Below are 14,716 nucleotides of genomic sequence, written 5' to 3'. Positions count from 1 at the left end.
ATAAAAATAGTGGTTTATTTATGACATAAGTGAATTTCTATATTCTTGTTTTTTAATCGAATGGATTCAAATTCCGGGTGTTTTTCGATATCGTCATTGCTAATGATGGTATTGATCTCTTGACAGCTTGCATAGCAAATTCTGCTGCTTACCCCAATTTTACTGCTATCGGCCAGAATGAAAGTTTGTTTTGCTCGCCTAGACATGCTTTGTGCAATCAGTGCTTCCTCACTATAAAAACTGCTCGCACCAAAATTTGCACTCAAACCAACGGGTGATAGGAGGGCGATGTCCACAGTAAATTTTTGAATTTCTGCAATGGTAAAATCCCCTTGAGTTTGTGGGCGATTGAAAATCCGGCCGCCAATTAAAATAATTTCATGTTGTGGGCTTTCATTTTCATCGGCCAGTGTCAAATTCATCACAGCCTGAATACTGTTGGTGATAATGGTTAAACCGGACATGGTGCGTAATTCTTCAGCCAACATTGATGTGGTTGAACCTGCATCAATAAAAATACTTTGCCCTGGTTTTAATAGTTCAACAGCTTTACGCACGATACTGCGTTTTTCTTTTGCCATATGTTGATAACGTTGTGTTAGCGGGGCTTCTTGATTAATCGGTTCAATGGCAACGATGCCACCATGCACACGTTTTCCTTCTCCCATGGCTTCGAGTTCAATAATATCTCGACGTGCAGTTTCTCGTGAGATATTTAATTCTTTCATGATGCGTTCAGTGGAAATATTTTTAAAATTACTCAATAAAGCCCGAATTCGATGTAAGCGTTCTTGTTGCAGCATCAGCGCAAGATTCCATAAAGAAAAGCATCGTTAGATTGTAACCATTAATGTAGCAAAGAATAAGGCTTATGTGTATAAAAATGTATTTGTGTATTTTCTTGCATTTTAATAAAAATAGGCATAATCTATTTCTAGCTTATCCACATTTGTCATTTCATCGCTTAGAGAGGGTCATATGGTTACACGTTCCACTATTATGGATACCAATAGTTTTCGTGCTGAACATGCCAATGCATTAGATGCCGAAACTCGCCAACTTACGGATAAACGAAGTAAAATTTTGGGTGGTTCGTACCGTTTGTTTTATCGCAACCCTGTGCATCTGGTTCGTGGTGAAGGGCAATATTTATGGGACGCGGCAGGGAATCAATATCTCGATGCCTATAATAATGTGGCAAGTATTGGACATTGTCATCCAGCAGTGATTGAGGCTGTGAATCAACAGATGAAGATGTTGAACACACACACACGCTATCTGCATGAAGGTATTCTGGATTACACCGAGCAGCTTTTGACTACTGTCCCGACCGAGGTTGATCGTGCCATGTATATGTGTACTGGTTCAGAAGCCAACGATCTAGCGATTCGTGTAGCACAGTCTTATAGCGGTGGTACAGGCATTATTGTTTCACAGGAAGCCTATCATGGCACAAGTGCATTAACCTCTGGTTGTTCGCCTGCACTAGGTTCCGGTCAGACATTGGCTGACACCACTCGTTTGGTACCAGCACCAGATGCTTATCGTGTGGATACAGCTGATTTAGGCGAATGGTTTGCCAATCAAATCCAACAGCAAATTGATGATATGAACGCACATGGAATTAAATTTGCTGGATTTTTAGCAGACTCTATTTTTTCATCCGATGGCGTGATGCCAAACCCAGTAGGCTTTTTACAAAAAGCCGTCGATGTTGTCCATGCCAATGGCGGAATTTTTATTGCAGATGAGGTTCAGCCAGGTTTTGCCCGTACTGGTGATGCATTTTGGGGTTTTGCCCGGCACGGTGTGGTACCGGATATCATTACCACAGGTAAACCGATGGGCAATGGTATTCCTGTGTCTGGTTTATTGGCAAAAAGCGATGTGTTATCTGCTTTTAGTGATCAAATTCCTTATTTTAATACTTTCGGTGGTAATCCGGTGTCGATGGCGGCAGCTCAGGCGGTTTTGAAGGTGATTCAGGAAGAACAATTACAGGCTCATAGTCAACAGGTGGGCGCATTATTACAAGCTGAACTGACAAAACTGATGGAACGACATGAATGTGTTGGCGATGTGCGTGGGGCAGGGTTATTTATTGGTTTTGAATTGGTCAAAGATCGCCAAAGTAAAACACCGGATAAAGCATTGGCTCTGGATTTAATTGAAGAGTTGCGTAATACGCATCGGGTACTGACTTCTGTTGCAGGTCCTTACGGGAATGTTTTAAAACTGCGACCACCACTGGCATTTCAAGTACAGGATATTGATTGGCTGGTTAATGCATTGGATCAATCTTTATTAAAGTTAAAAAGATCATAATGATTAATATTGTTAATTAATTTAATAATAATAATGTATCCGCAATATCAATATATATTATTGGTGTTGTGGATTTTTGTGTTTTAAAAAAATATAAAAATTAATTTAATGTATATTTATATATCATATTGATATTTAATAATTTATTTATTTTATTTCTTGGTGTTTTATTATTGTGCAATGATATATTTAATGGTCATTTTTGGTTCACTTATAATCATGTGTTTTGATTTTATTTAAGCAATTTTTAGATTTTTATTTTAGATTTTTAGATATTTGAACGCCTAAACTAAATTATAAAAAATGAATGTTATAAAAATCAGCAAGATAAAAAGTATAAGGAGTATTTGTTTAAATTTTGGCATTGAAATTGCTTTTATAGATAAACTGGTATAAACCAGATTGAATTATGAAACTTCCTATTTAAAGAGGTATAAAGATGAAACGATCACTGAAAGATCAAGCTAAATGTATTTTAGCAATGAGTGGATTGATGGTATTCGGTACAGCAAATGCTGGAGTAATAACGGTTTATACCTCTTTAGAGGCAGATCAGTTACCCAGTTATACCGCAAGTTTTAAAAAGGCTTATCCCGATGTCACAGTGAAATGGGTTCGTGATTCCACTGGCGTCATTACTGCCAAACTTCTAGCAGAAAAAAATAATCCCAAGGCAGATGTGGTGGCAGGATTGGCATTGACCAGTCTAATGGCACTGGATAGACAGAATATGTTAATGCCTTATGCACCTGTGGGAGTTCAGAAGCTGGATAAACGTTTTGTCAGTGATAAAAAAGTACCGACATGGATTGGATTATCGGCTTATGAAGCTGCACTTTGTGTTAATAGTATTGAGCTGAAAAAACGTAAATTGCCCTTACCGCAAACTTGGCAGGATCTGACTAAGCCAATTTATAAGGGGTTGATTGTGATGCCGAATCCGGAATCTAGTGGTACTGGCTATTTAAATGTTTCTTCGTGGTTGCAAATGATGGGTGAGCAAAAAGGCTGGGCCTATATGGATGCCTTGAATAAGAATGTCAAACAATATATTCATTCGGGTTCAAAACCCTGCAAAATGGTTGCACAAGGAGAAGCCGTGATTGGCGTTTCTTTTGGCTATCGTACAGCACTATTAAAACAAAAAGGCGCACCGATTGATCTGGTCTTTCCAAAAGAAGGTTTGGGTTGGGATATGGAAGCCGCAGCAATTGTGAAAGGGACCAAAAACTTAACTGATGCACAAAAATTCATGAATTGGGCGGTGAGTAAAGATGCCAATGTTTTGGCTGCGACACAGTCTGCGGTTGTTGCTTATCCGGGAGTTGCAAAACCAGTTAAGTTCAGACCATCAAATGTCAATGCATTAATGATTAAGAATGATTTTGCATGGGCTGCAACCAATAGAGACCGTATCCTGAAACAATGGAATTCTCGTTATTCAGCCAAGAATGAGCCGAAATAATATTCAGATCTAATGCAGCGTTGAGATAGGAAGATTGCTTGGGTGTCTTAGGTGAGTGACACAACAATCTAGATAATACTTGTTGATTTTGAGTCTATTTAATTGTGTGCATTAAATAGTTGACTCAAAGAGGTATCCGTATGAATACATTATCCCGGAAACAATCTACGCCCCAAAATTTAGATGGGAGTGCAGAGAACAAAAACAAAAGCGGACAGTCGGCACTTGAGATGATTGGTATTCGCAAACAGTATAAAGATTTCGTGGCACTACAGCATATCGATCTGAGCCTTGGGCAGAATGAGTTGTTATGCTTTCTTGGACCTTCGGGTTGTGGAAAAACCACATTATTACGCTTGATTGCAGGTCTGGATGAAATCGAACAAGGTCAACTGATTAAAAATGGAGAAGATATCAGTCAGTTAAAGGCCGAAAAAAGACGCTGTGGTATTGTTTTCCAAAACTATGCACTGTTTCCCAATCTAACGATTGCTGACAATATTACCTATGGTTTGCAGGGCGCATATTGGTCCAATATCCGTAAACAGGAGCGGGTGACACAGTTGTTGGAAATGATTGGGCTATCGGGTTCCGAGAAAAAATATCCCTTACAGCTTTCTGGTGGACAACAACAACGGGTAGCCTTAGCACGTGCCATTGCTTCTGAACCTGATATTTTATTATTGGATGAACCTTTATCTGCACTGGATGCCAGAGTCCGTCTACATTTACGTCAGGAAATCAGAACATTACAACAGCGTTTGCATATTCCGACTATTTTGGTCACTCACGATCAGGAAGAGGCACTGACACTGGCCGATCGTATTGTGGTGATGAATCATGGTGTGATTGAGCAGGTGGATACGCCCGAAAATATTTATAAGCATCCAGCAACAAAATTTGTTGCAACCTTTATCGGGCATATGAATCTATTGCCTGCAAAAATTAAGGCCAATCATCTCCTTGAAGTCGGTGATCAGCAACAGATTAGTATCATTTTAAAGAAACAGTTTATTAGTAATACACCAGTAGAGATTGGCTTTAGACCTGAAGATGCACAATTGGTTGATGTCAATGACAGTATGCTTGAGCATAAATTGTATATCTCTGCATTTATTAAGGCGCATGAGTTTTTAGGTGCAAAGGCACGATTACATCTTGCTCTGGATCAGGCGGAGACTCCACAGGACGAAGAACAGCAGCCATATCTGCAAATTGATATTGATCATCATCTGAGTAAAAAATTCGCTCTGGATCAACAGGTATGTATCACGATTGATCATGATCGACTACATGTTTTTGAAACAGATGGAGGTGCATTATGCTAAAACAGCCTGTCCTCCCGGATGAATCCAGCCATCCATTCTGGGAAAGATACCAGCTTACGCCGAACAATGCAGTTTTGCTTTTACAGTGTGCAATATTGTTTATTCTGGTGGTCATGCCGCTTGGTGTAATTATTTATAAGTCTTTTTTTGATCGAGATGGGTTGTATGTTGGATTGGCCAATTATGTGGCGTATTTTTCCGATTCGACTTTAACCAGTTCGATTTTTAATTCTCTATTTATTGCAGTTATTGCAACCAGTATTACTTTGGTTACGGCAAGTTTGTATGCCTTTGCACTTACCAGCAGCCGTATTCCATTGAAAGGTTTTTTTAAAGTGGTCGCTTTATTACCGATTTTGGCACCGTCTTTATTACCTGCAATTTCTCTGGTTTATTTGTTTGGTAATCAGGGCATTTTAAAAGCATTACTTGGTGATCTGGAAATTTATGGGCCATTGGGGATTGTCATGGGATATTGCTTCTGGCTATTTCCGGCAGCATTGATGATCATGATTTCTGCCTTTCGGGGACTTGATGCACGGTTATTTGAAGCCAGTCGCAGTCTGGGTGCAAGTCCGCTAAAAACATTCTACTTTGTCATGTTGCCATCTTTGAGAATTGGACTGGTCAGTACGGTGCTGATTGCCTTTACCAATGTGATGACAGATTTTGGGATTCCAAAAGTGATAGGTGGTTCCTATAACATGATGGCACTGGATGTCTATAAACAGATTATTGGTCAGCAAAACTTTAGCATGGGGGCAGTGGTGTCATTACTGCTGGTTATTCCTGCCGTAATTTCTTTTACCATTGATCGCTTACAGAAAAAATCGCAAAGCAGAATGCAGCATCAGGATATTCGTCCCTATCTTAGTGGCAAGAATAAAGGTCTGACCATTGCATTATTTGTGTTTTGTGCTTTGATTGCTGGTTTTATGCTGTTGGTCACTGGTACTGCGATTTTTGCTTCTTTTGTCCAGTATTGGCCTTATGACATGACACTGGGACTTTCACATTATAATTTTGAATATGTGGATGGTGGTTGGAATTCCTATTTTAACTCTCTGAAACTGGCTTTTGCTGTGTCCATTTTCGGTACTCTATTTATTTTCTTGGCGGCTTTTACCAGTCAAAGACTAAGAGGATATGAGTTTTTGAAAAATACCATTCAGGGCTTTGCATTGTTACCGATGGCAATTCCGGGGCTGGTATTAGGGCTTGCTTATATCTTCTTCTTTAATGATCGTGCCAATCCCTTAAGTTTCCTGTATGGCACCATGTATATCTTGATTTTATCAACGATTATTCATTATTACACCGTACCCCATTTAACTGCTGTGGCGGCTATTAAACAGCTTCCTATACAACTGGATAATGCCGCACGCAGTTTGGGCGTGTCCTTACCCAAAACATTATGGAAAGTGTATATCCCGGTCTGTCTGCCAGCCATATTTGATATTTCGGTTTATCTTTTCGTGACGGCAATGACCACCGTGTCCGCAGCAATATTTTTATATACACCAGATACTATACTGGCCTCGGTATCTATTCTGAATATGGATGATGCAGGTGATACGGCTGCTGCTGCTGCAATGGGATCACTGGTGTTAATTTCATCCATGATCATCAAACTAGTGCACTGGTTATGCACCCGAGCATTGTTACAACGGACACAGGCTTGGCGACAATTTAATCAGTAAATCCTGAACCATGCGCCACCTGGCTTGGCGCAAATATTCCACTTCACGCAACACTGAAAAATGATTGGTAACAATCATATCGGGACACTTTGTCTTTAAAAAAGCCAAAGTAAATTTAAATCTATTTTAAATCAATGTTATGGGGATTATGAAATGAAGACAACCTACTTTCACACATTGGCGTTTGTTCCACTTTTATTCGGTTTTTACACGCATACACATGCCGGTGTAGTGACCACAGAAGGGCAGGATATCATCATCAAAACTGATGGCGGTTTTAGCGCAAGAACCGCAGATGATCAGTTTTCTATCAGTCTGACGGGACGGATTAATTTGGATACCTCGTATTCTTCTGGCGTATTAAATAATGCAACCGATGATAAGAGCCGGGTAGATAGTTATTTGCGTCGTGGCTATTTTGGCATTACCGGGACAGCCTTCAAAGACTGGTATTATGAAATGATTGTCAATGGTTATGGGGATCTGGGCAGTGAGAGTCAACTAGAATGGGATACATTCTTTTTGCAATATAAAGGGTTACCTTGGTTTGATGTCATGATTGGGCGTGCGGTCAGACCTTTTGGGTTGGAGCAATCAATCAGTTCGGGTGCAACTTCTACCATTGAGCGTGCAGCAATCTGGGATTTAACCAATGCTGGCAATACCGAATCCAGTCAGCAGTTACAATTGAGTAAAGGCTATGACAAGATGAGCTGGGCGGTGTCATTATATGATAATGGCAATACTTCGGTGAACTCCCAAAGTACCCGTTATGGTTATGATGGACGGATTACTTATGCGCCTATTTTAAGTAAAAAAGAAGTCTTGCATCTCGGACTTTCTCTGGATGATGCCAATATTGATCAAGGGACATTTACCGCCAAAAGTACATTGGGGGCGAAAAAATCTGACGGGATTAAATTTGCCACAGGAACTTTTGACAGTGATCGTTCTGGTGTACTGGAATTTGCTTATATGAATGGTCCGTTTTCAGTGCAGTCAGAATATTTGAAACGCAAACTGAAAGCGGTGGATGACAGTAGTGAAGATGCCGATATTCAGTCCTATTATCTGATGGGGACTTATACGCTTACAGGTGAATCGAGAGGCTATAGTGCCAAATCTGGTAAGTTTTCCAATATTACACCGAGTCATAAAACAGGTGCATGGGAGCTTGTCGGACGTTATGAACACGTGGATGTTGATCAGTACGACAGTAAAAAAGCAGATGTTTATTTACTGGGCGTAAACTGGTATGCCAATAAAAATGTCAAGTTAATGTTAAATTTACAGAATATTCAGACCAAGCAAGTGGCAGAAGCTAGTCGTGATGATTCTGGGAATTCTGCATCCATGCGTGTTCAATATAATTTTTAAGGGCATGCATCATCTTGAACATTTTTGCTGAGATACGGATAACGGTTCAAGACCATCTCGGATGTTGTCTTGTATCTCGGGAAAATAGATGATCGCTATACATTTAAAAAGCAATGTGTCTTCAATAACAGGTTAAATATGTCCGGATTTGCAATTCTATTATTATGTTTATCGACCATTGCCCATGCCTCGTGGAATTTATTTGGTAAAAAAGGTGCGGAAGCCGGACTTTCTTTTTATTTAATTGCAGTTGTGGCCTCATGCGTATTTTATGTTCCTTTACTGGCATTTGGCAGACACTGGTTTGATGTATTACCTGCTTCATTCTGGATTTTGGTCTTTTTTGCAGGGATTGCGGAAACATTTTATTTTATGGGGCTGGCAGGTGCTTACCGTTTTTGCTCACTCGGGTTGAGTTATCCTTTGGCAAGGGCTTTACCTGTGCTATTGGTGCCGATAGGTAGTTTTTTAATTTTTCATCAAACCATGAGTATATCTGCATTGCTTGGTGTGGTATGTGTGGTGATTGGAATGTTGGGATTACTGAGATTTGATCAGGGATCACGACATAAAGGTTATATGATCGCTTTTGCACTCTTGGCAGCTTTGGGTACCATGGCGTATTCTATGATTGATTATCAAGCACTACAATTGGCAGGTGAATATTTACCGGATATCCCAAAATTACAGATAGCATTGTTTTATGCAGCGTGTCAGGGAATTGCAACGATTCCCTTTTTAGCCATGATTCTGCTTAAAAGAAGTGAACGACAAAAATTAATCACCACATTCAGGCTGTACAGAAATACTGCCATATGGGCTGGGCTGGTCATGGCCATCACCTATACACTGGTTTTGTTTAGTTATATGTTTGTCACGAATGTCAGTTATGCAGTGGCTTTTCGCCAGTTGAGTATTCCTATTGGCGTATTATTTGGTGTAGTTTTTCTAAAAGAACCGTTGACGCCAAGAATTGCAATTGCCAACCTAATCGTGTTGCTGGGTTTGATACTGGTTGTGGTCTAATAAGCACCTCCTACTGAATTTTTATCTCAAGTCATAATATATGATTTATTTCTGCTAATATGCTGATAGAGATCGGTCCTGTGTATTTGCCGGACTGTGTACGATACGATGTCATAAATGGAAGATTTAATCTGGCGTAGGAATAGAAAGAATAGGTTTTTCTTTCCATACGGTGATTATTAAGGTGATGAGTACAAAATTGACCAGTGTAAAAACGCCTCAGTACTTAATGATGAGAGATCATTTGGCCGCTCAAATTGAACAGGGTGTATTCAAATCAGGTGACAAACTGCCATCTGAGCGAGAAATGTCGGAACAATTCAATGTGACCAGAGTTATGATTCGGGAGGCTTTACTTGCTCTTGAAACTGAAGGACTGATTTATCGGCAAGATCGTAGAGGTTGGTTTATTACCCCATCACGGATTATTTATAATCCCCGTAGTACCGAAAGTTTTATTCAATATGTCACTGCACAGGGAAGAACACCAAAAAGTGAATTAATCTCGGCTGATTTGGTAGAGGCTTCGGAATGGGCTGCCAAAAGACTAGGTATTCCGGTGGGTGCACCTGTGTATTCAATCTGGCGTCGACGTTTTATCGATGGTCGCCCTGTTTTTCTGGAGCATGTACGGGTTAATGCAGCATTGTTTCCAGCATTTTTGGACAAAGATCTAACGCATTCCTTGACCGAAATCATGTATAAAAATTACGATACCGAACTGGTTCGAGTATCAATCAATTTACATCCTGCTTCACTGACCACAATACAGGCTCGGCATCTTTTGGTGGCATCGGGGACATTGGGTTTATATATTTGTCGTAGTAGTTTTAATATACAAGGACAAGTGACCAATGTAGATCAGGAATACTGGATTCACGATGCATTAGAAGTGACTCTAGAAGCCACCAAAGATGATAGTGCATTACAAAAACATGTATTTCCTCAATCTTAAATCTTTATGTTATTAAGGTGGGCTCTTTTCTGTCTAAGTATAGTTAATCAACATAAATCATTGTTTAAGCTGTGGTTGGGCTTGCCATACAGCGATTAACCACATAAGAAACTGCCGCCGTACGAGTTTCTACACACAGTTTTTCAAACACATGCTCAAGATGTTTATTAATGGTTCTTGGGCTTAACTCCAGAATATCGGCAATGTCCTTGTTGGTTTTACCTAGAATAAGCCAGTGCATGACCTCCGCTTCACGTGGGGTAAGTTGAGTGCAATGTTTGAGAATTTCGGTTGTCGCAGGGGCCTGTTGAATTGGTTTCAATTGCACCAGATAGTTTTGAGTCGGCAAATCCTGTTGAGGACTGAGCATGATCAGTTGAAACTGTTGGCTAGCGGTGGAGTAGCGACAATGCAGCAAACTTTTTTCGACTTCGTTGTGCTGTATATCGGCAACCCATTTTTTTAAGCCTTGTTCAAAACTGTCCATATCGATTAAATGCTCATTGATCAAATGCTGGGCTTTAGCCGTCTTCCATGTAATATGTCCTGCGTGATCAAGTGCTAGAATCGCGATTTCAGTTGCATCAATGACCTGCTGTTGCTGTTTGAGCAGGGTGGCATTATTCAGGTGGGTTTGTACACGAACTAGGACTTCGGCAATATTTAACGGCTTGGTGACATAATCCACGCCGCCGGATTGAAAGCCACGTACAATATGTTCGGTTTCGGATAGGCCGGTCATAAAAATAATCGGAATATTCTGGGTCAGGGGACTGGCTTTTAGCTGGATACAGCATTCAAAACCATCCAGATTGGGCATATTGCCATCCATCAGGATAATGTCTGGATGATATTGATGGGCAATTTCAATGGCGGTAATCCCATCGAGTGTGACCAGTACGGTATAACCCGCTTCATCCAGACTTTCATGTAATATTCCCAGATTTTCCGGTACATCGTCGACAATTAAAATGACAGGTTGTTCTGGACTCTTCATGTTAAGCTCACTTTGTTCCTCAGTGTTTCAACTGAAATTCGTTTAAATCCTGTTTAACTGATTTCAAATCATATCTGGCGATATGTTGCAAAAGATTATCCCAAAGGGCTTGATCGTGAGGGAAATGTTGATGGCAATAGCTTAAAAGCTGTTTTAACCCACGAATATAGCCTTGATTGGCAAGCACATTGAGCATGTTGATGGCATCACTGACGCTATCTGGCATTTCCATCGCAGAGATTGGCGGAATCAACATATGTTCTTTGCCTGATTGCTGTGGACTCAGGTTTTGTGAATCTGGTCTGACATTGTGATCACGCTGTACAGAATGGGTTGAATCCTGCTGTGCTTCTGCCAAGTCTAATGCTTCTGATGGTTGAGATGCTGCATCAATCCATTGTATATCCAGTTTGTCTCCGATCTTATTTAACAAAAGATTAAGGTCGACAGGTTTCACTAGAAAATCTTCATTTAAAATTTCGGTTTGTGGATTGGTGGTGCGTTCATTGGCATCGGCGGAAATAATCAAAATAGGGACATTGGTCATTTGATTACGACGTAGAATTCGTGCTGTTTCCCAGCCATCTAGCGTGGGCATGGTCAGATCCATGAGAATCAGGTCTGGCAGAAATTCCGGTACCAGACGTAAGCAGTGTAGTCCTGATTCGGCTTCTTCGACGGCAAAGCCCAAAGGTTTAAGAAAATTGGTCACCAAACCACGATCAACAGCTTCATTATCCACCACCAGAATTTTTCTGCGCTCACCCAGATAGCCGACAATATGATTACTATGCAGATTGGCAATCGGATGGATCAGATCTTTAGATGGCAGATAGAGTTTGATTTTAAAGATAGTTCCTTGATTTAACTGGCTTTGAACATTTAACTGGCCGCCCAGTAGTTCGGTTAAGAGTTTGACAATCGGCAAACCCAGTCCTGTGCCGGTGAAGCTGCTTTGCATGACATTGCTGCCGCGTTCAAATGGATCAAAAATACGTCCAATGTCCTGCTCTGCAATTCCACAGCCACTATCTGCAATTTCAAAATACGCAGTTTGAAAACGATATTCCACTTTGAAGCGAACCCAACCCTTACTGGTAAATTTGAGTGCATTTCCCAGTAAGTTAATTAAAATTTGTTCCAGACGTTTTTGATCTATACGCACATAGTTCGGAATATTGTCATGAATATCTGCGTAAAATTTTAGATTTTTTTGTTCGAATTGCGGTTCAAACATTTTTATAATCTGTTGCAGAAAATTTGGAAACTGTATGTCCGACATATGCAGGGAAATTTTACCAGTTTCAATTCTGGCAAGATCGAGTAAGCCATCGATTAACGCTGTTAGGTGTTGACCACTGCGACTAATGACGCCCAATGCCATTTCACCCTGATTAGACAAATGTTCCTGTTTTTGAATCAGCTGGCTATAGCCGAGAATACTATTGAGTGGTGTACGAAGTTCGTGGCTGATTCCGATCAGATAACGGCTTTTTGCGGCATTGGCAGTTTCTGCCTGTATTCTGGCATCCTGAAGTTGCTGATCAGTAATTTCATGGGCAGCAATCTCGTCAATCAGCAATTGATTCTGAGTGCTACTTTCCTGCTCGGCATTGCGACGGCTGACATCATTTAGAACTAACCACCATGCTGCAACACACATCAATAAAAATAATACGGCATATATTTTTACAAACAGCATGAAGATATGGTTAATCTCGTTTGCATTGGATGGTCCAAGTAAGCTGGTTTCCTGAATATAGACCAGACTCAGACACACCGCCAATACAATGCCCAGTACAAAGGTCACCAGAATATACAGACCGAGCTGGCTGTTTAGCCGTTTAGCCCAGTTGGAGGGCAGCAGTGTGGCAACGATCTGATTGAGCTGTGCCGACCAGCGACCATGTGGCTTGCATAGATCGTGACAACGTGCTTCCAGCGAGCAGCATAACGAACAGATATTGCCGCGATAGGCAGGACAATCGGCAATGTCGGCAGACTGATAATCATGTTGACAGACCACACAGGTTTCAATCTGTACAATTGACATCGGTGGTGGTGCAGTCCGTGCTAAATAATATTTACCCTTAGTGATATAGGCAATGATGGGAACACTCAGAAACGATGTTGCCAGTGCAATAAAGCCAGCCAGTGCTTTGGCATAATCCCCGAATAAATCCAGATAGCATAAAATGGATAACACTGAGGCAATACATAAGGCACCGACACCAACCGGATTAATATCGTATAAATATGCTCGTCGAAACTCGATGCCTTTGGGGCTAAGTCCGAGCGGTTTGCAAATGATTAAATCGGCAACGATGGCACCAATCCAAGCCAGCGCAATATTACTATACAATCCCAGAACTCGTTCAACTGCATGGATAATGCCCAGTTCCATTAAAAGTATGGCGATACAGACATTAAACACCAGCCAGATAATGCGACCCGGGTGATTGTGGGTCAGTCGGGCAAAAAAGTTGGACCAAGCCAGAGAACCAGCATAGGCATTGGTGACATTGATTTTAATTTGTGAAATACAGACAAAAATCAACATGAAAAACAAGGCAATGACCGGGTGGCTAAAGACCTGTTGATAGGCGATCCAGTACAGATAAGTCGGATTATTAATTTCGTCAAAAGGCACAAAATAATGTAAAGCCAATACAATCAGCATCATGCCGACAAATATTTTAATAAAGCCAAAGATGATCCATGCCGGCCCACCCAAAAATACTGCCAAAGACCATTTTTTAGCGTTTTTTTCGGCATCGGGTAAGAAACGCAAGTAATCCACCTGTTCCCCGACCTGAGTGATCAGGGAGAATACCAGGGTGCATGCTGCCCCAAATGCCAGCACATTAAAGCTCAGGCTATCGGTCTGTTCACCAATAAAATATTGGCTTTCTTCAATTAGTCCCGGATTTTTCCAGAAGATAAAAAACCACGGTAACAGTAATAGGAACAACCAGATAGGTTGGGTAAACGATTGGATTTTATTAATATAATCAATACCACGAATCACCATTGGAATAATGATGAGTGCAGAAATCAGGTAACCCAAAGCCAGTGGAATATTGAGGGTAAGCTCAAGGGCCATGGCCATGATTGCAGCTTCAAAGGCGAGAAAAATAAACGTAAAACTTGCATAAATTAGCGAGGTGATGGTCGAACCGATATAACCAAAACCGGCACCACGCGTTAATAAATCAATATCGACATTATATTTTGCGGCATAGTAACTAATTGGCCAGCTACTGAGAAAAATTAAAATTGAAACCACAATCAGGGCATAAAACGCATTGTAAAAACCATATTGCCAGATCATGGTTGCACCAATTGCTTCCATGGCTAGAAACGAAACCGATGACATGGCGGTATTGGTCACTGTCCATAATGACCATTTTCGTATCGATTTTGGTGCATAGCGCAGCGCATAATCTTCAATACTTTCATCAATTACCCATGAATTGTATTCACGGCGTGTCGGGATAACACGCTGTGGGGCATGGGCTTTTGAGTCAGTTTTATTCATTGGCA

10 protein-coding genes are annotated in these 14,716 nt (G+C 40.8%); 7 read left to right on the top strand and 3 right to left on the bottom strand.

Annotated features, from left to right (window positions below; all coding sequences use genetic code 11):
• Positions 1-14 precede the first annotated feature (14 nt).
• On the bottom strand, positions 15-803 hold the full coding sequence (locus CAP51_RS03330) for a DeoR/GlpR family DNA-binding transcription regulator (protein WP_087619321.1): 789 nt from the start codon (positions 801-803) through the stop codon (positions 15-17).
• Positions 804-978: 175 nt separating this feature from the next.
• Here CAP51_RS03330 and CAP51_RS03325 point away from each other — a divergent pair, with 175 nt between their 5' ends.
• The 7 genes from CAP51_RS03325 (at position 979) to CAP51_RS03295 (ending at position 10,176) form a co-directional block, all read left to right on the top strand.
• Positions 979-2,325 (top strand): aspartate aminotransferase family protein, encoded by a 1,347-nt coding sequence (locus tag CAP51_RS03325; protein WP_087619320.1) that lies wholly within the window; start codon positions 979-981, stop codon positions 2,323-2,325.
• A 481-nt stretch (positions 2,326-2,806) separates the two neighbouring features.
• Positions 2,807-3,790, top strand: coding sequence for a putative 2-aminoethylphosphonate ABC transporter substrate-binding protein (locus tag CAP51_RS03320; RefSeq protein WP_245809082.1), 984 nt, complete (start codon positions 2,807-2,809; stop codon positions 3,788-3,790).
• Positions 3,791-3,930: 140 nt separating this feature from the next.
• Positions 3,931-5,118, top strand: coding sequence for an ABC transporter ATP-binding protein (locus CAP51_RS03315; protein ID WP_087619318.1), 1,188 nt, complete (start codon positions 3,931-3,933; stop codon positions 5,116-5,118).
• Positions 5,112-6,818 carry a putative 2-aminoethylphosphonate ABC transporter permease subunit gene (locus CAP51_RS03310; RefSeq protein ID WP_087619317.1) on the top strand — a complete coding sequence of 569 codons (1,707 nt, stop codon included), beginning with the start codon at positions 5,112-5,114 and terminating at the stop codon, positions 6,816-6,818. The genes CAP51_RS03315 and CAP51_RS03310 overlap by 7 nt, the downstream gene beginning before the upstream one ends.
• Before the next feature lie 153 nt (positions 6,819-6,971).
• Positions 6,972-8,195 carry an OprO/OprP family phosphate-selective porin gene (locus CAP51_RS03305; protein WP_087619316.1) on the top strand — a complete coding sequence of 408 codons (1,224 nt, stop codon included), beginning with the start codon at positions 6,972-6,974 and terminating at the stop codon, positions 8,193-8,195.
• Positions 8,196-8,333: 138 nt separating this feature from the next.
• Positions 8,334-9,221 carry a DMT family transporter gene (locus CAP51_RS03300; protein ID WP_087619315.1) on the top strand — a complete coding sequence of 296 codons (888 nt, stop codon included), beginning with the start codon at positions 8,334-8,336 and terminating at the stop codon, positions 9,219-9,221.
• Between the two features lie 187 nt (positions 9,222-9,408).
• Positions 9,409-10,176, top strand: coding sequence for a UTRA domain-containing protein (locus CAP51_RS03295; RefSeq protein ID WP_087619314.1), 768 nt, complete (start codon positions 9,409-9,411; stop codon positions 10,174-10,176).
• A 64-nt stretch (positions 10,177-10,240) separates the two neighbouring features.
• On the opposite strand, the gene CAP51_RS03290 is transcribed toward CAP51_RS03295, so the two are convergent.
• Positions 10,241-11,173, bottom strand: a complete 933-nt coding sequence (locus CAP51_RS03290; RefSeq protein WP_087619313.1) for a response regulator transcription factor — start codon at positions 11,171-11,173, stop codon at positions 10,241-10,243.
• Between the two features lie 19 nt (positions 11,174-11,192).
• Complete coding sequence (locus tag CAP51_RS03285; protein ID WP_087619874.1) at positions 11,193-14,711, bottom strand: hybrid sensor histidine kinase/response regulator; 3,519 nt, start codon at positions 14,709-14,711, stop codon at positions 11,193-11,195.
• Between the last annotated feature and the right edge of the window lie 5 nt (positions 14,712-14,716).

Origin of the sequence: Acinetobacter populi (assembly GCF_002174125.1) — a bacterium.
In the GTDB taxonomy this organism is placed as follows: Bacteria; Pseudomonadota; Gammaproteobacteria; order Pseudomonadales; family Moraxellaceae; genus Acinetobacter; species Acinetobacter populi.
The sequence above is the reverse complement of the archived record's forward strand: the minus strand, read 5'-3'. Positions and strand labels throughout refer to the sequence as shown.

Coding starts and splice junctions, on each gene's coding strand:
- CAP51_RS03330 (WP_087619321.1), bottom strand. CDS start 803: ATGCTGCAACAAGAACGCTTACATCGAATTCGGGCTTTATTGAGTAAT.
- CAP51_RS03325 (WP_087619320.1), top strand. CDS start 979: ATGGTTACACGTTCCACTATTATGGATACCAATAGTTTTCGTGCTGAA.
- CAP51_RS03320 (WP_245809082.1), top strand. CDS start 2,807: ATGAGTGGATTGATGGTATTCGGTACAGCAAATGCTGGAGTAATAACG.
- CAP51_RS03315 (WP_087619318.1), top strand. CDS start 3,931: ATGAATACATTATCCCGGAAACAATCTACGCCCCAAAATTTAGATGGG.
- CAP51_RS03310 (WP_087619317.1), top strand. CDS start 5,112: ATGCTAAAACAGCCTGTCCTCCCGGATGAATCCAGCCATCCATTCTGG.
- CAP51_RS03305 (WP_087619316.1), top strand. CDS start 6,972: ATGAAGACAACCTACTTTCACACATTGGCGTTTGTTCCACTTTTATTC.
- CAP51_RS03300 (WP_087619315.1), top strand. CDS start 8,334: ATGTCCGGATTTGCAATTCTATTATTATGTTTATCGACCATTGCCCAT.
- CAP51_RS03295 (WP_087619314.1), top strand. CDS start 9,409: ATGAGTACAAAATTGACCAGTGTAAAAACGCCTCAGTACTTAATGATG.
- CAP51_RS03290 (WP_087619313.1), bottom strand. CDS start 11,173: ATGAAGAGTCCAGAACAACCTGTCATTTTAATTGTCGACGATGTACCG.
- CAP51_RS03285 (WP_087619874.1), bottom strand. CDS start 14,711: ATGAATAAAACTGACTCAAAAGCCCATGCCCCACAGCGTGTTATCCCG.